Annotated in this window: 15 protein-coding genes and 1 other RNA gene; 10 read left to right on the plus strand and 6 right to left on the minus strand. The window is 66.1% G+C overall.

Annotated features, from left to right (window positions below; all coding sequences use genetic code 11):
* Window positions 1-4: 4 nt before the first annotated feature.
* The 5 genes from E3O45_RS06755 (at window position 5) to E3O45_RS06770 (ending at window position 2,910) form a co-directional block, all read left to right on the plus strand.
* A complete protein-coding gene (locus E3O45_RS06755; protein WP_241985257.1) occupies window positions 5-427 on the plus strand; it encodes a TadE/TadG family type IV pilus assembly protein in 423 nt (140 codons plus the stop codon).
* Complete coding sequence (locus tag E3O45_RS06760) at window positions 402-875, plus strand: hypothetical protein (protein WP_134442695.1); 474 nt, start codon at window positions 402-404, stop codon at window positions 873-875. Before E3O45_RS06755 ends, E3O45_RS06760 begins: the two co-directional genes overlap by 26 nt.
* Window positions 872-1,318 (plus strand): pilus assembly protein TadG-related protein, encoded by a 447-nt coding sequence (locus E3O45_RS06765; protein WP_134442696.1) that lies wholly within the window; start codon window positions 872-874, stop codon window positions 1,316-1,318. Before E3O45_RS06760 ends, E3O45_RS06765 begins: the two co-directional genes overlap by 4 nt.
* A 339-nt stretch (window positions 1,319-1,657) precedes the next feature.
* Complete coding sequence (locus E3O45_RS17495; RefSeq protein ID WP_134467497.1) at window positions 1,658-1,942, plus strand: hypothetical protein; 285 nt, start codon at window positions 1,658-1,660, stop codon at window positions 1,940-1,942.
* 83 nt (window positions 1,943-2,025) lie between these two features.
* Window positions 2,026-2,910: a DMT family transporter gene (locus tag E3O45_RS06770; RefSeq protein WP_241985258.1), complete on the plus strand. Its 885-nt coding sequence runs from the start codon at window positions 2,026-2,028 to the stop codon at window positions 2,908-2,910.
* Between the two features lie 74 nt (window positions 2,911-2,984).
* On the opposite strand, the gene E3O45_RS06775 is transcribed toward E3O45_RS06770, so the two are convergent.
* The 3 genes from E3O45_RS06775 to E3O45_RS06785 are packed head-to-tail and all read right to left on the minus strand — an operon-like array spanning window position 2,985 to window position 5,426.
* Window positions 2,985-3,641: a pentapeptide repeat-containing protein gene (locus E3O45_RS06775; protein WP_134442698.1), complete on the minus strand. Its 657-nt coding sequence runs from the start codon at window positions 3,639-3,641 to the stop codon at window positions 2,985-2,987.
* 2 nt (window positions 3,642-3,643) lie between these two features.
* The gene (locus E3O45_RS06780; protein WP_092449355.1) at window positions 3,644-4,081 is read right to left on the minus strand and encodes a nitroreductase family deazaflavin-dependent oxidoreductase; all 438 of its coding nucleotides are present in this window, start codon (window positions 4,079-4,081) and stop codon (window positions 3,644-3,646) included.
* Between the two features lie 55 nt (window positions 4,082-4,136).
* A complete protein-coding gene (locus E3O45_RS06785; RefSeq protein WP_134442699.1) occupies window positions 4,137-5,426 on the minus strand; it encodes an MFS transporter in 1,290 nt (429 codons plus the stop codon).
* Window positions 5,427-5,611: 185 nt separating this feature from the next.
* Here E3O45_RS06785 and prfB point away from each other — a divergent pair, with 185 nt between their 5' ends.
* The 5 genes from prfB (at window position 5,612) to ssrA (ending at window position 9,882) form a co-directional block, all read left to right on the plus strand.
* Complete coding sequence (gene prfB / locus E3O45_RS06790) at window positions 5,612-6,724, plus strand: peptide chain release factor 2 (RefSeq protein WP_134442700.1); 1,113 nt, start codon at window positions 5,612-5,614, stop codon at window positions 6,722-6,724.
* A gap of 76 nt (window positions 6,725-6,800) precedes the next feature.
* A complete protein-coding gene (gene ftsE / locus E3O45_RS06795) occupies window positions 6,801-7,895 on the plus strand; it encodes a cell division ATP-binding protein FtsE (RefSeq protein ID WP_134442701.1) in 1,095 nt (364 codons plus the stop codon).
* On the plus strand, window positions 7,892-8,806 hold the full coding sequence (ftsX, locus tag E3O45_RS06800; protein ID WP_104132645.1) for a permease-like cell division protein FtsX: 915 nt from the start codon (window positions 7,892-7,894) through the stop codon (window positions 8,804-8,806). The genes ftsE and ftsX overlap by 4 nt, the downstream gene beginning before the upstream one ends.
* A gap of 113 nt (window positions 8,807-8,919) precedes the next feature.
* On the plus strand, window positions 8,920-9,396 hold the full coding sequence (gene smpB / locus E3O45_RS06805; protein ID WP_092449344.1) for an SsrA-binding protein SmpB: 477 nt from the start codon (window positions 8,920-8,922) through the stop codon (window positions 9,394-9,396).
* Between the two features lie 111 nt (window positions 9,397-9,507).
* Window positions 9,508-9,882: a transfer-messenger RNA gene (gene ssrA / locus E3O45_RS06810) on the plus strand.
* Window positions 9,883-9,959: 77 nt separating this feature from the next.
* Here the strand turns inward: ssrA and E3O45_RS06815 are convergent.
* The 3 genes from E3O45_RS06815 to E3O45_RS06830 form a co-directional block, all read right to left on the minus strand.
* Window positions 9,960-10,691 carry a PIG-L family deacetylase gene (locus E3O45_RS06815; RefSeq protein ID WP_134442702.1) on the minus strand — a complete coding sequence of 244 codons (732 nt, stop codon included), beginning with the start codon at window positions 10,689-10,691 and terminating at the stop codon, window positions 9,960-9,962.
* Window positions 10,692-10,860: 169 nt separating this feature from the next.
* Window positions 10,861-12,099 carry an XdhC/CoxI family protein gene (locus E3O45_RS06820; RefSeq protein WP_134442703.1) on the minus strand — a complete coding sequence of 413 codons (1,239 nt, stop codon included), beginning with the start codon at window positions 12,097-12,099 and terminating at the stop codon, window positions 10,861-10,863.
* 29 nt (window positions 12,100-12,128) lie between these two features.
* Entirely contained in the window at window positions 12,129-13,028 is a 900-nt protein-coding gene (locus E3O45_RS06830; RefSeq protein WP_241985259.1) for an SRPBCC family protein, read from the minus strand.

A 13,028-nucleotide genomic window follows, 5' to 3' on the forward strand; every position in this document is an offset into this window, starting at 1 on the left:
ACCCATGCATAACCGGATGCGCCGGCTCGCCTGGTTGCGCCTTCACGAGTTGCGCGACGAGGCGGGTAGCGCCGTGGCCGAGTTCGTCATGGTGGTGTCGTTGCTGACCTTTCTCACGCTCATGGTCATGCAGCTGGCGCTCGCGCTGCACATTCGCAACACCGTGCTCGATGCGGCGGCCGAGGGCGCCCGCTATGCCACGCTCGCCGACAGCAGCCTGCCTGCCGGAGCTGCGCGAACGCGCGATCTGATCACGACCGCCATCGGAGCAACCTATGCCACCGATGTGGTCGCTCGCTACGGCCCCCGTGCCGACTACCCGAGCGTCGAAGTACGGGTGGTGGCGCCGCTGCCACTGATGGGCCTGCTCGGTGCCCCGCGCGGACTGGAGGTGGTCGCGCATGCCGCGGTCGAAACGCTGGAGTAGTCGCTCCGGGGCGCCCGGAAGTGAGGCCGGTTCGGCCTCGCTGGAATTCATCACGGCGGGAATGATCCTGCTGGTTCCGCTGGTCTACCTCGTGCTCGCCCTGTCGTCATTGCAGGGCGGTGCGCTCGCCGTGGAGGGAGCCGCGCGGCAGGCAGCCAGGGTCTACGTGCAGGCGCCGGACCAGGCCACGGCGACCGAGCGCGCTCGGCGCGCCGTGGCCTTCGCGCTCGAAGACTACGGACTGGATGCCGGAGATGCCGAGGTGCAGATCGAGTGCTCCGGTGGGCCGAGCCACTGCCTCACCCGCCAGGCTCTCGTGACGGTCACCGTGCGCATCGGCATCGCCCTGCCGCTCGTGCCCGACCTGCTCGCGCTCGAGCAGAGCGCGAGCGTGCCGATGACTGCGGCATCCACGCAGGTCGTGTCCCGGTTTGGCGGCCTCGAATGAGCGGGCGCCTGCCGCATGCCGGGGCCGAGGACGGGTCGACCCTGCTGCTCATCATCTTCTACGGCTTTCTCGCCCTCAGCCTCGTGCTCGTGGCACTCTCAGCGACGTCGCTCTACCTCGAGCACAAGCGGCTGCTGAGCCTTGCCGACGGGGCGGCGCTCGCCGGGTCCGAGGCCTTCACTCTCGGCGAGGTGCAGGTCGGAATGGTGGGCCCTCGGCCGCAGCTGCGCTCCGGTGACGTGTCGGCTGCGGTGGATGAATACCTGCGCCTGGTCCCGCACGCCTCGTTCGAGGCGCTCGGCGTGACGAGCGCGGCATCCGCTGATGGGCAGAGCGCGTCGGTGACCCTGCGGTCGTGGTGGCGCCCACCCGTGCTCACCCTCGTGGTTCCCGACGGGGTGCCGCTCGAGGTAACGGCGGTGTCCCGGGCTGTGTTCCACTAACAGCATCCCCTTCAGCGAGAGCGGGATAATTGCTGCCTCAGCACCCGTGAAGCAACACATTTCCCGCTCTCGAGGGAGATGGCCGGGGTAGGCGGGGAGCGCCCACCAAGGCGCACTAGCTTTTTCAGGATGGAAGCGTACTATGCACAGACACGTAGCCGACACGGAGGCCTCTTACCCGTAGGAGCATCACATTTTTACGCAGTCGAAACTCGTTCCAGCCCCGGTCCCCGGTTGGTAGTGCTGGCGACCTCGGGTCGTCGTTCAACCGGGCTGGTCGCCACCGGTTGACGTGGCCCAGCATGGCGGCTGAGAATCACCGAGAACGGCTGTTAATTCATGGATGCATTACTAGACCGACACGAAGTCGATGAGCACAGTGTGGAGCAGCTCGACTTCGAGTCCCTTCTCCCCTGCGAGGGAGTGCATCACTACCGCGGATTGAGCGGTCACGATCCGGCCGAATCGGGTGGCTTCATGGTGATCTCGCCGTGCTGTGGGCCCAAGGTCATCCAATGCTCCTCCCGGGTCGACGCGATGCGCGTGTCCGGAGTGCTCTACTGCGGTGCCTGCCAGCACGAACATTTGACCAGCGAATACACCTTCGTTCCGCTCCAGCTCTAGGCCGCGGTCGTCCGCGCATTCTCAGAGCGGATGCCGCGCGCGGTACCCTCGCTAGGTGCCCTGACGGCGCCGACAGGAGCAGTGTGCGTACCAAGCGGGGGCAGTGGAAGGGTGCGGGAGCTCAACTCGCCACCGAAGTCAGCATCAATTTCGGTTCGTCGCTGGCCGGACTGCTCATTCCCCTCGTCGGCTCGCCGGTCGTCGTCGCGGCCCGACAAATCGTCATGGTCATCGTCGTGCTGCCGCTGGCCCGGCCCAGGCTCAAGAACCTGACCTGGAGCCGCATCTGGCCGCCGCTCGCCCTCGGCGTCGTGCTCGCCGTGATGAATCTCAGCTTCTACCAGGCCGTGAGCATGCTCGGGCTGGGCGTTGCGGCGACCATTGAATTTCTCGGCCCGTTCGCTCTCGCCCTCGTCACCAGCCGCCGCATCCTGGACTTCGTGTGCGCCGCGGCCGCCGCCGGGGGCGTGTTTCTGCTGACCTGGTCGGACGGCACGCTCGACCTGCTCGGCGTCGTGCTCGCCCTGACCGCAGCGGCCTCCTGGTTTTGCTACATTCTGCTGACCCGCAGGGTGGCGACCGAATTTGCCGGCCTTGAGGGTATCTCCATTGCCAGCCTGGTCAGCCTCGTGATCGTGGTGCCGTTCGCCGTGCTCACCCTCGACCTGTCGGCGTTCACCTGGGGCGTTGTCGGGTTGCTCCTGCTCGTCGGAGTGGTTTCCTCGGCCTTTCCCTACACACTCGACACGTACATTCTGCGGCGGATAAGCCCTCGGCTGTACGCGATCATCACGAGCTTCGGCCCGGTGATCGCTGCCGGGTTCGGCGCGCTCGTGCTCGGCGAAACCTTCACGCTGCTGCAGCAGATCGCGATCGTCGTGGTCTGCGTGGCCGCCGGGGCTGCGATCGCGACCCAGCGCGACCAGCCGAAGTCCGACCTCGAGCTGACCGCGGTCGCGATTCCCTGACGCGGCGACCCCGCGCGGGCGGCCGTACCAGGCCGGCCCGGGCATCCGCTTATCGAGCGGCGCCGAGGCCCTGCCTATTCGACGCGCAGGCCGAGGTGGGCGGCGAGAAGCGGCGCCAGCATGCCGAGCTGGGCATCGTCGATCGTGGCACCGCGCAGGCTCTCAAGGCCGTGGACGGCCAAGAAGTCGCTGGAGCGCAGGTCGACGTCCTTGAGCTTGGCGCCGCCGACATCGAGGGTGCCGATGCGGCAGTTCTGCAGTTCGAGGCGCTGCACGGTGGCGCTGCCGAGGTCGAGCTCGTCGATAATGCAGTTGCTCAGCAGCACATCGGTCAGGGTCGCGTTGCGCAGATTTACGAAATCGAGCTTCGACCCGTCGATGTGCACCGAGCGCAGCGTCGCCTCGTAGACCTCGACCGAGCCGAGTCGGGCGTGGTTGATCTGCACGTCACGCCAGTTCGAGCGCGGCGCGCTGAACACCGGGGCGTGCAGATCGGTGGCGAGACATTCCGAGAAGGATGCTCCGCGCAGCTTGGTCTCATGCAGCGAGACTCCCGCAAATTCACACTCCCCGAAGGAGATACCGGTCAGGTCGCGGCCGTCGAGGTTCACGCCGGCGTAGCGCTCGGCCTCGCGACCGTCGCCGGAACAAAGCTGCGCCCCGTCGTCGTCGGCGAGGTCGGGCAGCGTGATGCGGTCGATCGACGCCTTGCGGGTGGCTGCTTTCGCCACCTTTATTCGATGGGTTCGAGCACGAAAACCGGAATCTTCCGCTCGGTCTTGACCTGGTAGGCGGCGTAGTCGGGGAAGGCTGCCACGGCGCGCTCCCACCAGACGGCCTTTTCGTCGCCGGTGATCTCGCGGGCGCGCATGTCCCACTTCTCGGGCCCGTCTTGCAGCTCCACCTCGGGGTGCGCGATGACGTTGGCGTACCAGACCGGGTTTTTGGGGCTGCCACCGAGCGAGGCGACAGCGGCATAGTGGCCGTCGTGTTCGACGCGCATGAGCGGTGCCTTGCGCAACTTGCCGCTCTTGAGGCCGACGGTGGTGAGTACGATCACGGGCATGTCACGCAGAGTCGTGCCCTCGGTTCCGCCGGACTTCTCGTACAGGTCGACCTGGTCGCGCACCCACTGGGCGGTGCTTGGCTCGTATTCTCCGATGAGGGGCATATTTGGCCCAACGCGCGAGCCGCCGGGAACATTCCACCCGGTCAGGTTCGCCCGGTCAGAGCAGGCGGCCGGGGCGATGCGGGGCGTAGCGCGGAATGTAGCGGCGCAGCAGCACCGCGCCGCAGAGGCCAATTGCCCCCATCACGCCGCTGGCAACCGAGAGCGAGACCAGCGCGGTGATGCCGGCGACCGCCAGGGGAGCTGCGGCGCTCCCGAAGTCGGCCGTGAACCGCCAGGCGCCCAGGAACGGTGCGGGATTCGGCCGCGGAGCGAGGTCGGCGCCGAGCGTCATCAGCAGGCCGCTGCCGACCCCGTTGGCGAGCGAGAGGAACATGGCCACGCCGATGAACCACTCCACGTTGCTCGGCAGGTCGTGGGTGAACGCGAGTGCCAGGTGGCCGACACCGAGGCCGATCATCGAGGGCAGCGCGCTCCAGATGCGGCCGAACCGGTCCATAATCTGGCCGCTGACATAGAACAGGGCGAAGTCGATGCCGCCGGCGATGCCGATGATCAACGCCGTGTCGGGGGCGCTGATGCCGATACTGACCGCCCAGAGCGGCAGCATCACCGTGCGGCTGGCCCGCATCGCACCGATCAGACCGGCGCCCGTACCGAGCCGCAAAAGCACTCCGCGGTGACTCCAAATGGTCTGGAACAATCCCTGCACCGGCACGGCCGGTCGCGCCGTTCCGGTGCTGCTGATCGCGCCGGTGCTCGTGTCGGTGGCGTCGAATATGGTCCTATCAGCGGAGGGAGTGGCAAAGGCTTTCGACGGGTCTGGCAACAACAGCAGCGTCGCTGATGCGGCGACGCAGCAGATGATGAACACCCAGAACACGGCCTGCGTACCACCGGTGAGGTGAATCAGGCCGGCCGAGAGAAAGGGGCCGACAAACCAGCCGGCTCGAAACACGCCGCCGAGGGTCGACAGCGCGCGGGCCCGGTAGACCAGCGGCACATAGTTGGTCATGAAGGCATGCCGGGCGAGGGCAAAAATGGCTGTGGCGAGGCCGACCAGAAAAATGCCGAGACCGAGCACGAGTGGGTTGGGAGCGACAATGCAGACGATCACGGCACCGATGGTGAGAGCGGATGCCCAGATCATCGCGTTCCGTTCCCCGATGCGCGAGACGATCCAGCCGCTGGGAATATCGCCGACCAGCTCACCGAGCATGACCATCGCTGCAATCACACCGGCAATGGCCAGGGAAGCACCGAGGTCAGTCGCAACCAGGGGAATCAGCGGGATAATCGCGCCCTCGCCGATTGAGAACAGCAGGGTCGGTAGGAACGCGACCAGGGCGACCGAGCGCAGGCTGAAGGGGCGCTCGTGGTTGCTCATCGGTTCGATGCTACTCGCAGTGCAATCCCGACCGTGCTATCCCGACCCGTGCTGCTCAGACCCGTGCGATCCCGCCCCTGTAATCCGGCACGTGCGATCCCGACCGTGTTTTCCGGAGTGCTGTTCGAGTGGTGCTCCCACCAGCCCGGCAGTACCGCGCCTTCGCCCGGTAGGCTGAACAGAACATGATTGACTTGGATTTCTCAGTACAGATCGCCGCGCTGCGGACCACGTTTGGCGACATCCGCTCGGTGATCGACATTGATCGACTGCGCGCGGAGATTGACGACCTCAGCGGCGAGGCCGGTATGCCCGACTTGTGGGACGACACCGAGCACGCCCAGAAGGTGACGAGCGACCTCAGCCACCGGCAGTCGCAACTGGCCCGCATCGAAAGCATCGGAGCCCGCCTCGATGACCTCGAGGTGCTCGTGGAGATGGCCAATGACGGCCAGGGCGACCAGGAACTGGCCGACGAGGCCGGCGTCGAACTCGCCAGCCTGCAGAAGCTGCTCGGCGAGCTCGAAGTGCAGACCCTGCTCAACGGCGAATTCGACGAACGCAACGCCGTCATCACCATTCGCGCCGGCGCCGGGGGAGTGGATGCCGCCGACTTCGCCGAAATGCTGCTGCGCATGTACCTGCGCTACGCCGAACAGCACGACTACCGCACGACCGTGCTCGACATCAGCTACGCCGAAGAAGCCGGCATCAAGAGCGCGACCTTCGAGGTCGATGCCGCCTACGCCTTCGGCACGCTCAGCGTCGAGGCCGGAACCCACCGCCTGGTGCGGATGAGCCCGTTCAACTCGGCCGGCAAGCGCCAGACCTCGTTCGCCGCGGTCGAGGTGGTGCCTTTGATCGAACAGACCGAGTCGATCGAGGTGCCCGACGGCGATATTCGCGTGGATGTCTTCCGCTCGAGCGGCCCTGGCGGCCAGTCGGTCAACACCACCGACTCCGCCGTGCGCATCACCCACCTGCCCACCGGCACCGTGGTGAGCTGTCAAAATGAGAAGAGCCAGATTCAGAACCGGGCCGCAGCCATGCGCGTGCTGCAGTCCCGGCTGCTGGTACTCGAGCGCGAGAAAGAGGCCGCGACCAAGAAAGAGCTCGCCGGCAACATCACCGCGAGCTGGGGCGACCAGATGCGCAGCTACGTGCTCGCGCCCTACCAAATGGTCAAGGACCTGCGCACCGAGTACGAGGTGAACAACCCCAGCAACGTCTTCGATGGTGACCTGGACGGTTTCATTTCGGCCGGCATCCGCTGGCGCAAGAAAGCCCCCGAAGACTAAACGGATGCTGAGCCTTCCCTCTCTCGGGTATGTCGCAGTAGGGAAAACGCCAGCGGGTGCCTAGGCTCTAAGAGCTATGATCCGCTTTGATCACATAACCAAGAAGTATCCCGGCACCTCTCGGCCGGCCCTGAACTCGATCGACGTCGAGATTTTGCGAGGCGAATTCGTCTTTCTGGTCGGCGCCTCCGGATCGGGCAAATCGAGCTGCCTGCGGCTCGTGCTCAAGGAGGAGAAGCCGACCAGCGGCAGCATCCACGTGCTCGGGCAAGACCTGCGCTCGATCTCCAACCGCAAGGTGCCCTATTTTCGCCGCAACATGGGCGTGGTCTTTCAGGACTTTCGGCTGTTGCCGAACAAGACGGTCTTCGACAATGTCGCGTTCAGCCTGCAGGTCATCGGCAAGAGCCGTGGCTTCATTCAGGAAGCCGTGCCCGACACCCTGAAGATGGTCGGCCTGGCCGAGAAAGCCCAGCGCCTGCCGCACGAACTCTCCGGTGGTGAGCAGCAGCGCGTGGCCATTGCCCGCGCCATCGTGAACAAGCCCCAGATTCTGCTGGCCGATGAGCCCACCGGAAACCTCGACCCCACCACGAGCGCCGAAATCATGGCACTGCTCGCGAGCATCAACGCGGGCGGCACCACCGTGATCATGGCCACCCACGAGGCCGGCATCGTGGACAAGATGCAGCGCCGCGTGATCGAACTGGTCAACGGCGAGATCGTGCGGGATGAACGCCAGGGCGGCTACGCCACCGCGTCCATCCCGACCATCGTGCCGACGTCTGAAGCGGATGCCGCAGCGAGCGACCCCGCGCCGGTCGCGTCGGCCGCCGTCGCAGCGCGGGCCGCGGCCCAACCCTCGTTGACGCATCCGTCGGCGCCGGTTCCCGAAACCTCCGTGTCGCTGCACCAGGCGGCGGCAGCTGCGGTTGCAGCGGCGGCCGCGTCGGTTGTTCCGACACCGATTGAGTCGGCTCCTGCGGCCGAATCTCCTGCTGTAGAGGAGGCCGGTCCCGCCGTGGCCACGCCGCCGATGGCGCGCCCGGTTCTTCCGGTCGCCCCGAACGACGCCCCCGAACAGCTCACCCTCGCCGAGAAACTCGGCCTGCGGGCGCCGGGTGAGAAACCCGACCAAACCGGCGAACAGAACGTGGGGCCCAACCGATGAGGCTCGGACTGGTGCTCTCCGAGGCCGCGAACGGTCTGCGACGCAACGCATCCATGGTCGTCTCCGTGGTACTCGTGACTTTCATCTCGCTGACCTTCGTCGGCGCGGCCGTACTGATGCAGATGCAGATCGGCCAGATGAAGAACTTCTGGTACGACAAGGCGCAGGTCGGCATCTATATGTGCTCCGACATCTCGCCGGGCGAAACCTGCACCGGCGGCGACGCCTCGGCAGAGCAGATCGCAGCCGTCGAGGCCCAGCTCGAATCGCCGACCCTGGCGCCGTTCGTCGACACCTACTATTTCGAGACGCACGAGCAGGCCTTCGAGAATTTCAAGAAGCAGTTCGCCGGCAACCCGGTGGCCGACTACGTGACCGCGGATCAGTTGAACCAGACCTTCTGGGTCAACCTCAAGGACCCGTCCCAGTCCGCCGTGCTGGTCGAGAGCTTGTCCGGGGTTGCCGGCGTAGAAAACGTCGCTGACCAGCGCAAATACCTGGACCAGATCTTCTCGGTGCTCAACGTCGCGAGCTACACCGCCATCGGCATTGCCGGGTTGATGCTGATCGCAGCGGCGCTGCTGATCGCCACGACCATCCGTTTGTCGGCGTTCTCGAGACGCCGCGAACTCGGCATTATGCGACTGGTCGGCGCGAGCAACCGGTTCATTCAAACGCCGTTCATTCTCGAGGGCGTCTTCGCGGCGCTGCTCGGCTCGCTGCTCGCCGGCGGCGCGATTGTGGCGCTGGTCTACTTCTTCGTGCAGGGGTATCTCGGGGCCAGACTCACCGGCTTTGCCCTGGTCGGTATGGATGATGCGCTCGTTGTGGTGCCCATCCTGCTGGTGGTCGGTGCGGTGCTCGCCGCGTTCTCGGCCAACTTCGCGATCACCCGCTACCTCAAGGTTTAAGCGTCAAGCGGATGCCCGCGCGCAGCGATCAGGTGCGGGGCCGGTAGACTGGTGGGCTGTCTGCCGGATCTTTCGGCGGCATCCACTTGACGAATAAAAATTGAGGTGAACACATGCCCAGGGAACGTGGCGAAAAGGTCGTGGCGACCAACCGCAAGGCCCGACATGACTACCTCATCAGTGACACCTACGAGGCCGGAATGGTCTTGAGCGGCACCGAGGTCAAGTCGCTGCGCGCGGGCCGGGCCACCCTGGTTGACGGCTACGCCTTCATCGAGGGCGGCGAGGCCTGGCTGGATGCGGTGCACATTCCGGAGTATTCCGGTGGCTCGTGGACCAATCACCCGCCGCGCCGCAAGCGCAAACTCCTGCTGCACAAGAAGGAGATCATTAAGATCAGCCACAAGACCAAGGAGGGCGGTTACACGCTCATTCCGCTGCGGATTTACTTCGCGGATGGTCGGGCCAAGGTTGAGATCGCCGTCGCCAAGGGTAAGAAAGAATACGACAAGCGTCAGACTCTGCGGGAACGCACCGACAAGCGCGAATCGGACCGCGCGATGTCGGCGCAGCGCCACCTCGGCGACTAGGCAACTTCTGTAGTAGTATGGAGGGCTGCACCGAAACTGGTGCAGATTGGTAATTCAACAGCGTGTGACACGAACCCATCGCTGGCGCTTTTTGAGGCGTGCGATGTGTATGGGGATGATCGGTTTCGACATTGTTTGCGCAATTGTGAGAAGCGGGTCGAGGATGCAGGGTTATCTCGTAAACGATCTCTGCAAAACAATAAGTGCCAATTCAAAGCGCACTGACTTCGCTCTCGCTGCCTAAGCGAAAGCACTAAAGAAGTCCGCCAGACCGGGAATGCTCTCTACCCGGATCCTGACGCCATTTAGAGAGATTGCTTCTACATTGAGCCACGGGGTGTAGAGGGACTTAAACGAAGGCTGGGCCTGTCGGAGTAGATGCCAGTGGCAAATTCCGGGGCCGAGAAAGCGATTTCACTGGATACACCCGTAGAAGGCATATGACCACAGCAGTGGACCGGGGTTCAATTCCCCGCATCTCCACCACCGGTTCTGTCACACGCTGTTACCGCTTCTGAGGCCGCCCATTGGGCGGCCTCATTTGGTTTAAGCGGATGCTATGGTCAGCGCAGGCGCAGGCCGACCGACGGGCGGATGGGTTCGCGCTGGCCGCCGGAGTGCACGATGAAGTCGCCGTCGACACTGAGCTGGCTGGCGTGGCAGCGGAGGGCGGCCACGACGGTGGCGCGATGGGTGTCGAGGTCGAACCATTCCGTATCCGCTGTGGGGGAGTGGAGAATCTCGGCGTAGGGGATGGCGAGTGCTCGGCTGGCGGCGAGGGCGGCGTCGTGTACGCGGACGTGGTCCGGGTGGCCGTAGCCGCCGGTTCGGTCGTAGCTGATGACCAGGCTCGGTTGCACGTGCTGGAGAACGGCGACGAGGTCGGTGGTGACCTCGGTGAGCGGAGCGCGGGCGAGGGCATCCGCTGCGGACTCGGCGGCAGGGCCGGCCAGGCCGGGGCGGATCCACTCCATACCGGAGTCGCGGTAGTGGCGCGGCGCGAGCCCGGGCGCGCGGGCCGGTGCCTCGCCGAGCCAGAATCCCTCGTTGATGCCGAGCGTCCGGGCGGCGCGCTCGAGTTCGCGCTCGCGTTCCTCGGCCAGGGCGGCAGTGCCGACGAGCGCCGCGAGCGGCCCCGCGACGACTTCACCGCGTTCACCGCGGGTGGCCGTGACCAGGGTGATGCGGATGCCGCGGCTCGCGAGATAGGCGATCAGGCCGCCGGTGCCGATGGTCTCGTCGTCGGGGTGCGCGTGCACGAACAGCACCGACCTGACGGCGTCCAGAATGCTCATCGGGCAGAATCTCGATCGCTCTTCGTCGTGACAGTCGGGGGGACAGCGGATTCGAGAGCCATCCGTCGAGCCTATCGCCGCCCGCCCGTGGCACCCCACGTACGCCATAGGGCGAAAGATGGCACCGCGCGTAACACGCGCGTCGAACTGCGCGCGCTGCCCGGTACAGCTAGCCGCGAAGGACCGTTCGTGCACTGGACGTGCTACCCGGAGCCTGCTTCGATGGCGATGGCGATGGCCGCGACGATGACGGCGGCGGGTTGGGGTCGACGAGGTCGTCATGGTGGATCGAGTCGCCGTGGAGGGAGCCGACGAGGGTGTGCAGGGGTTCGTTGCTGCCGCCCCACTGCAGGGAGATGATCTCGGCCGCGATCGAGACCGCGGTCTCCTCCGGCGTGCGGGAGCCGAGATCGAGGCCGATCGGACTGCGCAGCCGGGCCAGCTCGCTGTCGGTCACGCCGACCGCCCGCAGTCGTTCCAGCCGGTCGAGGTGGGTGCGGCGGGATCCCATGGCGCCGATATACGCCACCGATGGGCCGTGCAGGGCGGCTTCAAGCAGGGGAACGTCGAATTTCGGGTCGTGGGTGAGCACACAGATGACCGTGCGGGGATCGATGAGGCCGGCCGCGATCTGTTCGCGCAGGTAGCGGTCGGGCCAGCTCACCACGACTTCGTCGACCCCGGGAAAGCGGGCGGCGGTGGCGAACACGCCACGGGCATCGCAGACCGTGACCCGGTAGCCGAGAAAGGTTCCGAGCCGGGCCAGAGCGGTGGCGAAATCGATCGCTCCGAAGACCAGCATGCGGGGCCTGGGCGCGTAGCTCGCGAAGAACACCCGCATGCCCTCGCCGCGACGCTCGCCGTCTGGACCGTAGGTCAGAGTCGTGTTGCGGCCGGCGGCGAGCAACCCCTGGGTGTCGTCGCCGATGGCGTGGTTGGCGCGGTCCGATCCGAGATCGCCCTCGAATCCCTGCGGCCGCACCACGAGGTGGCGGCCGATCCAGCCGGCATCCGGATGCTCGATCACCGTGGCGACCCCCACCGGGCGCCCGGCGTCCACATCGTCATGCACCCCCTCGAGCAGTGCGAAGGTGTCGCGGGAGACGGGTTCGATGAAGACGTCGAGGATACCGCCGCAGGTCAGCCCCACCGCGAAGGCGTCGTCGTCGCTGATGCCGTAGCGCACGAGCACCGGCACGCCGTCCTCTACGACCTGGGTGGCCAGTTCGTAGACGGCGCCCTCGACGCAGCCGCCAGAGACCGAGCCGGCGACCGTGCCGTCGGCGCTGACCAGCATCGATGCGCCGGCTGGCCGAGGTGCCGACTGGAAGGTGCGCACGACGGTCGCGAGGCCCGCCGTCGCGCCGCCCTGCCAGCCAGCGAAGAGGGTAGTGAGAACTTCACGCATGCCGGGCTCCCTTCTGTCGTCGGTCGACTCTAACGGCCGGATGCCCGTCGACCGATTCGGTATGCGATGAACGCTACCGCGGCCAGCAGACCCACAAGTTTCACCGGGTCGCTCAACTGGTCGGCAATGACGCCCTTGACCAGGCTCAGAGCGTTGAGGCTCGGGGCCGGCGCTGCCCGATACGGCGCGCCGCGATGCCCGCCAGCGGGTGCCCCGCTTTGGCCGCCTGCCGGAGCCGCGCGCGGTGGCACTGGGCGCGGCGGCACGGCGCTGGGCAGCCGGGCGGGGGCATCCGGCGTGACTTTAGGGAGGGTATCGGCGGCCGGGGCATCCCCGAGTGGAATATCACTCATGTCGGTGACGGCGCGGGGGGAACCCTGGACGAGGGTGGCCGGGTCGTCGAGGTGGTCGCCTACGGGGGTGGCAGCGCTGTCGGCGGCCCTGGCTGCGGCCTCCGCCTCACCCTCCGACTCAGCTGCCTCGCCGCCCTCGATCAGGTCTTGCAGATTGCCGGCGAACAGCCCCATCATCTGCTCGGTGACGCTGCTGATGACGCCCTTGCCCATGGCCGCCGCCTTGCCGGAGAGGGACAAATCGGCGCTGACCGTGCCCTGGGTGACACCGTCGGTTTCGACCAGAACGAGGGTGACCGTGGCCTGGGCTGTACCCTGACCGCGGGTCTCCTGAGCCTTGCCGGAGAATACGGCCCGGTGTGCCTCGGCGTCGCGCTCGTCGACGTTCATCTGCCCGCGGTACTGCATCGTGACCGGGCCAAGCTTGACCTTCATCCCCACCTGGTAGTTGTCATCGCTGAGTTGGTTGAGAATCTGAGCGCCCGGCACACACCCGGCGACACGTTCGAAGTCCATCAGGGTGTCCCAGACCGTGTCGACGGGGGCGATAACGGTGAAGGTGCTGTCAAGTTGCAT

Source organism: Cryobacterium sp. TMS1-20-1 (assembly GCF_004402355.1).
In the GTDB taxonomy this organism is placed as follows: Bacteria; Actinomycetota; Actinomycetes; order Actinomycetales; family Microbacteriaceae; genus Cryobacterium; species Cryobacterium levicorallinum.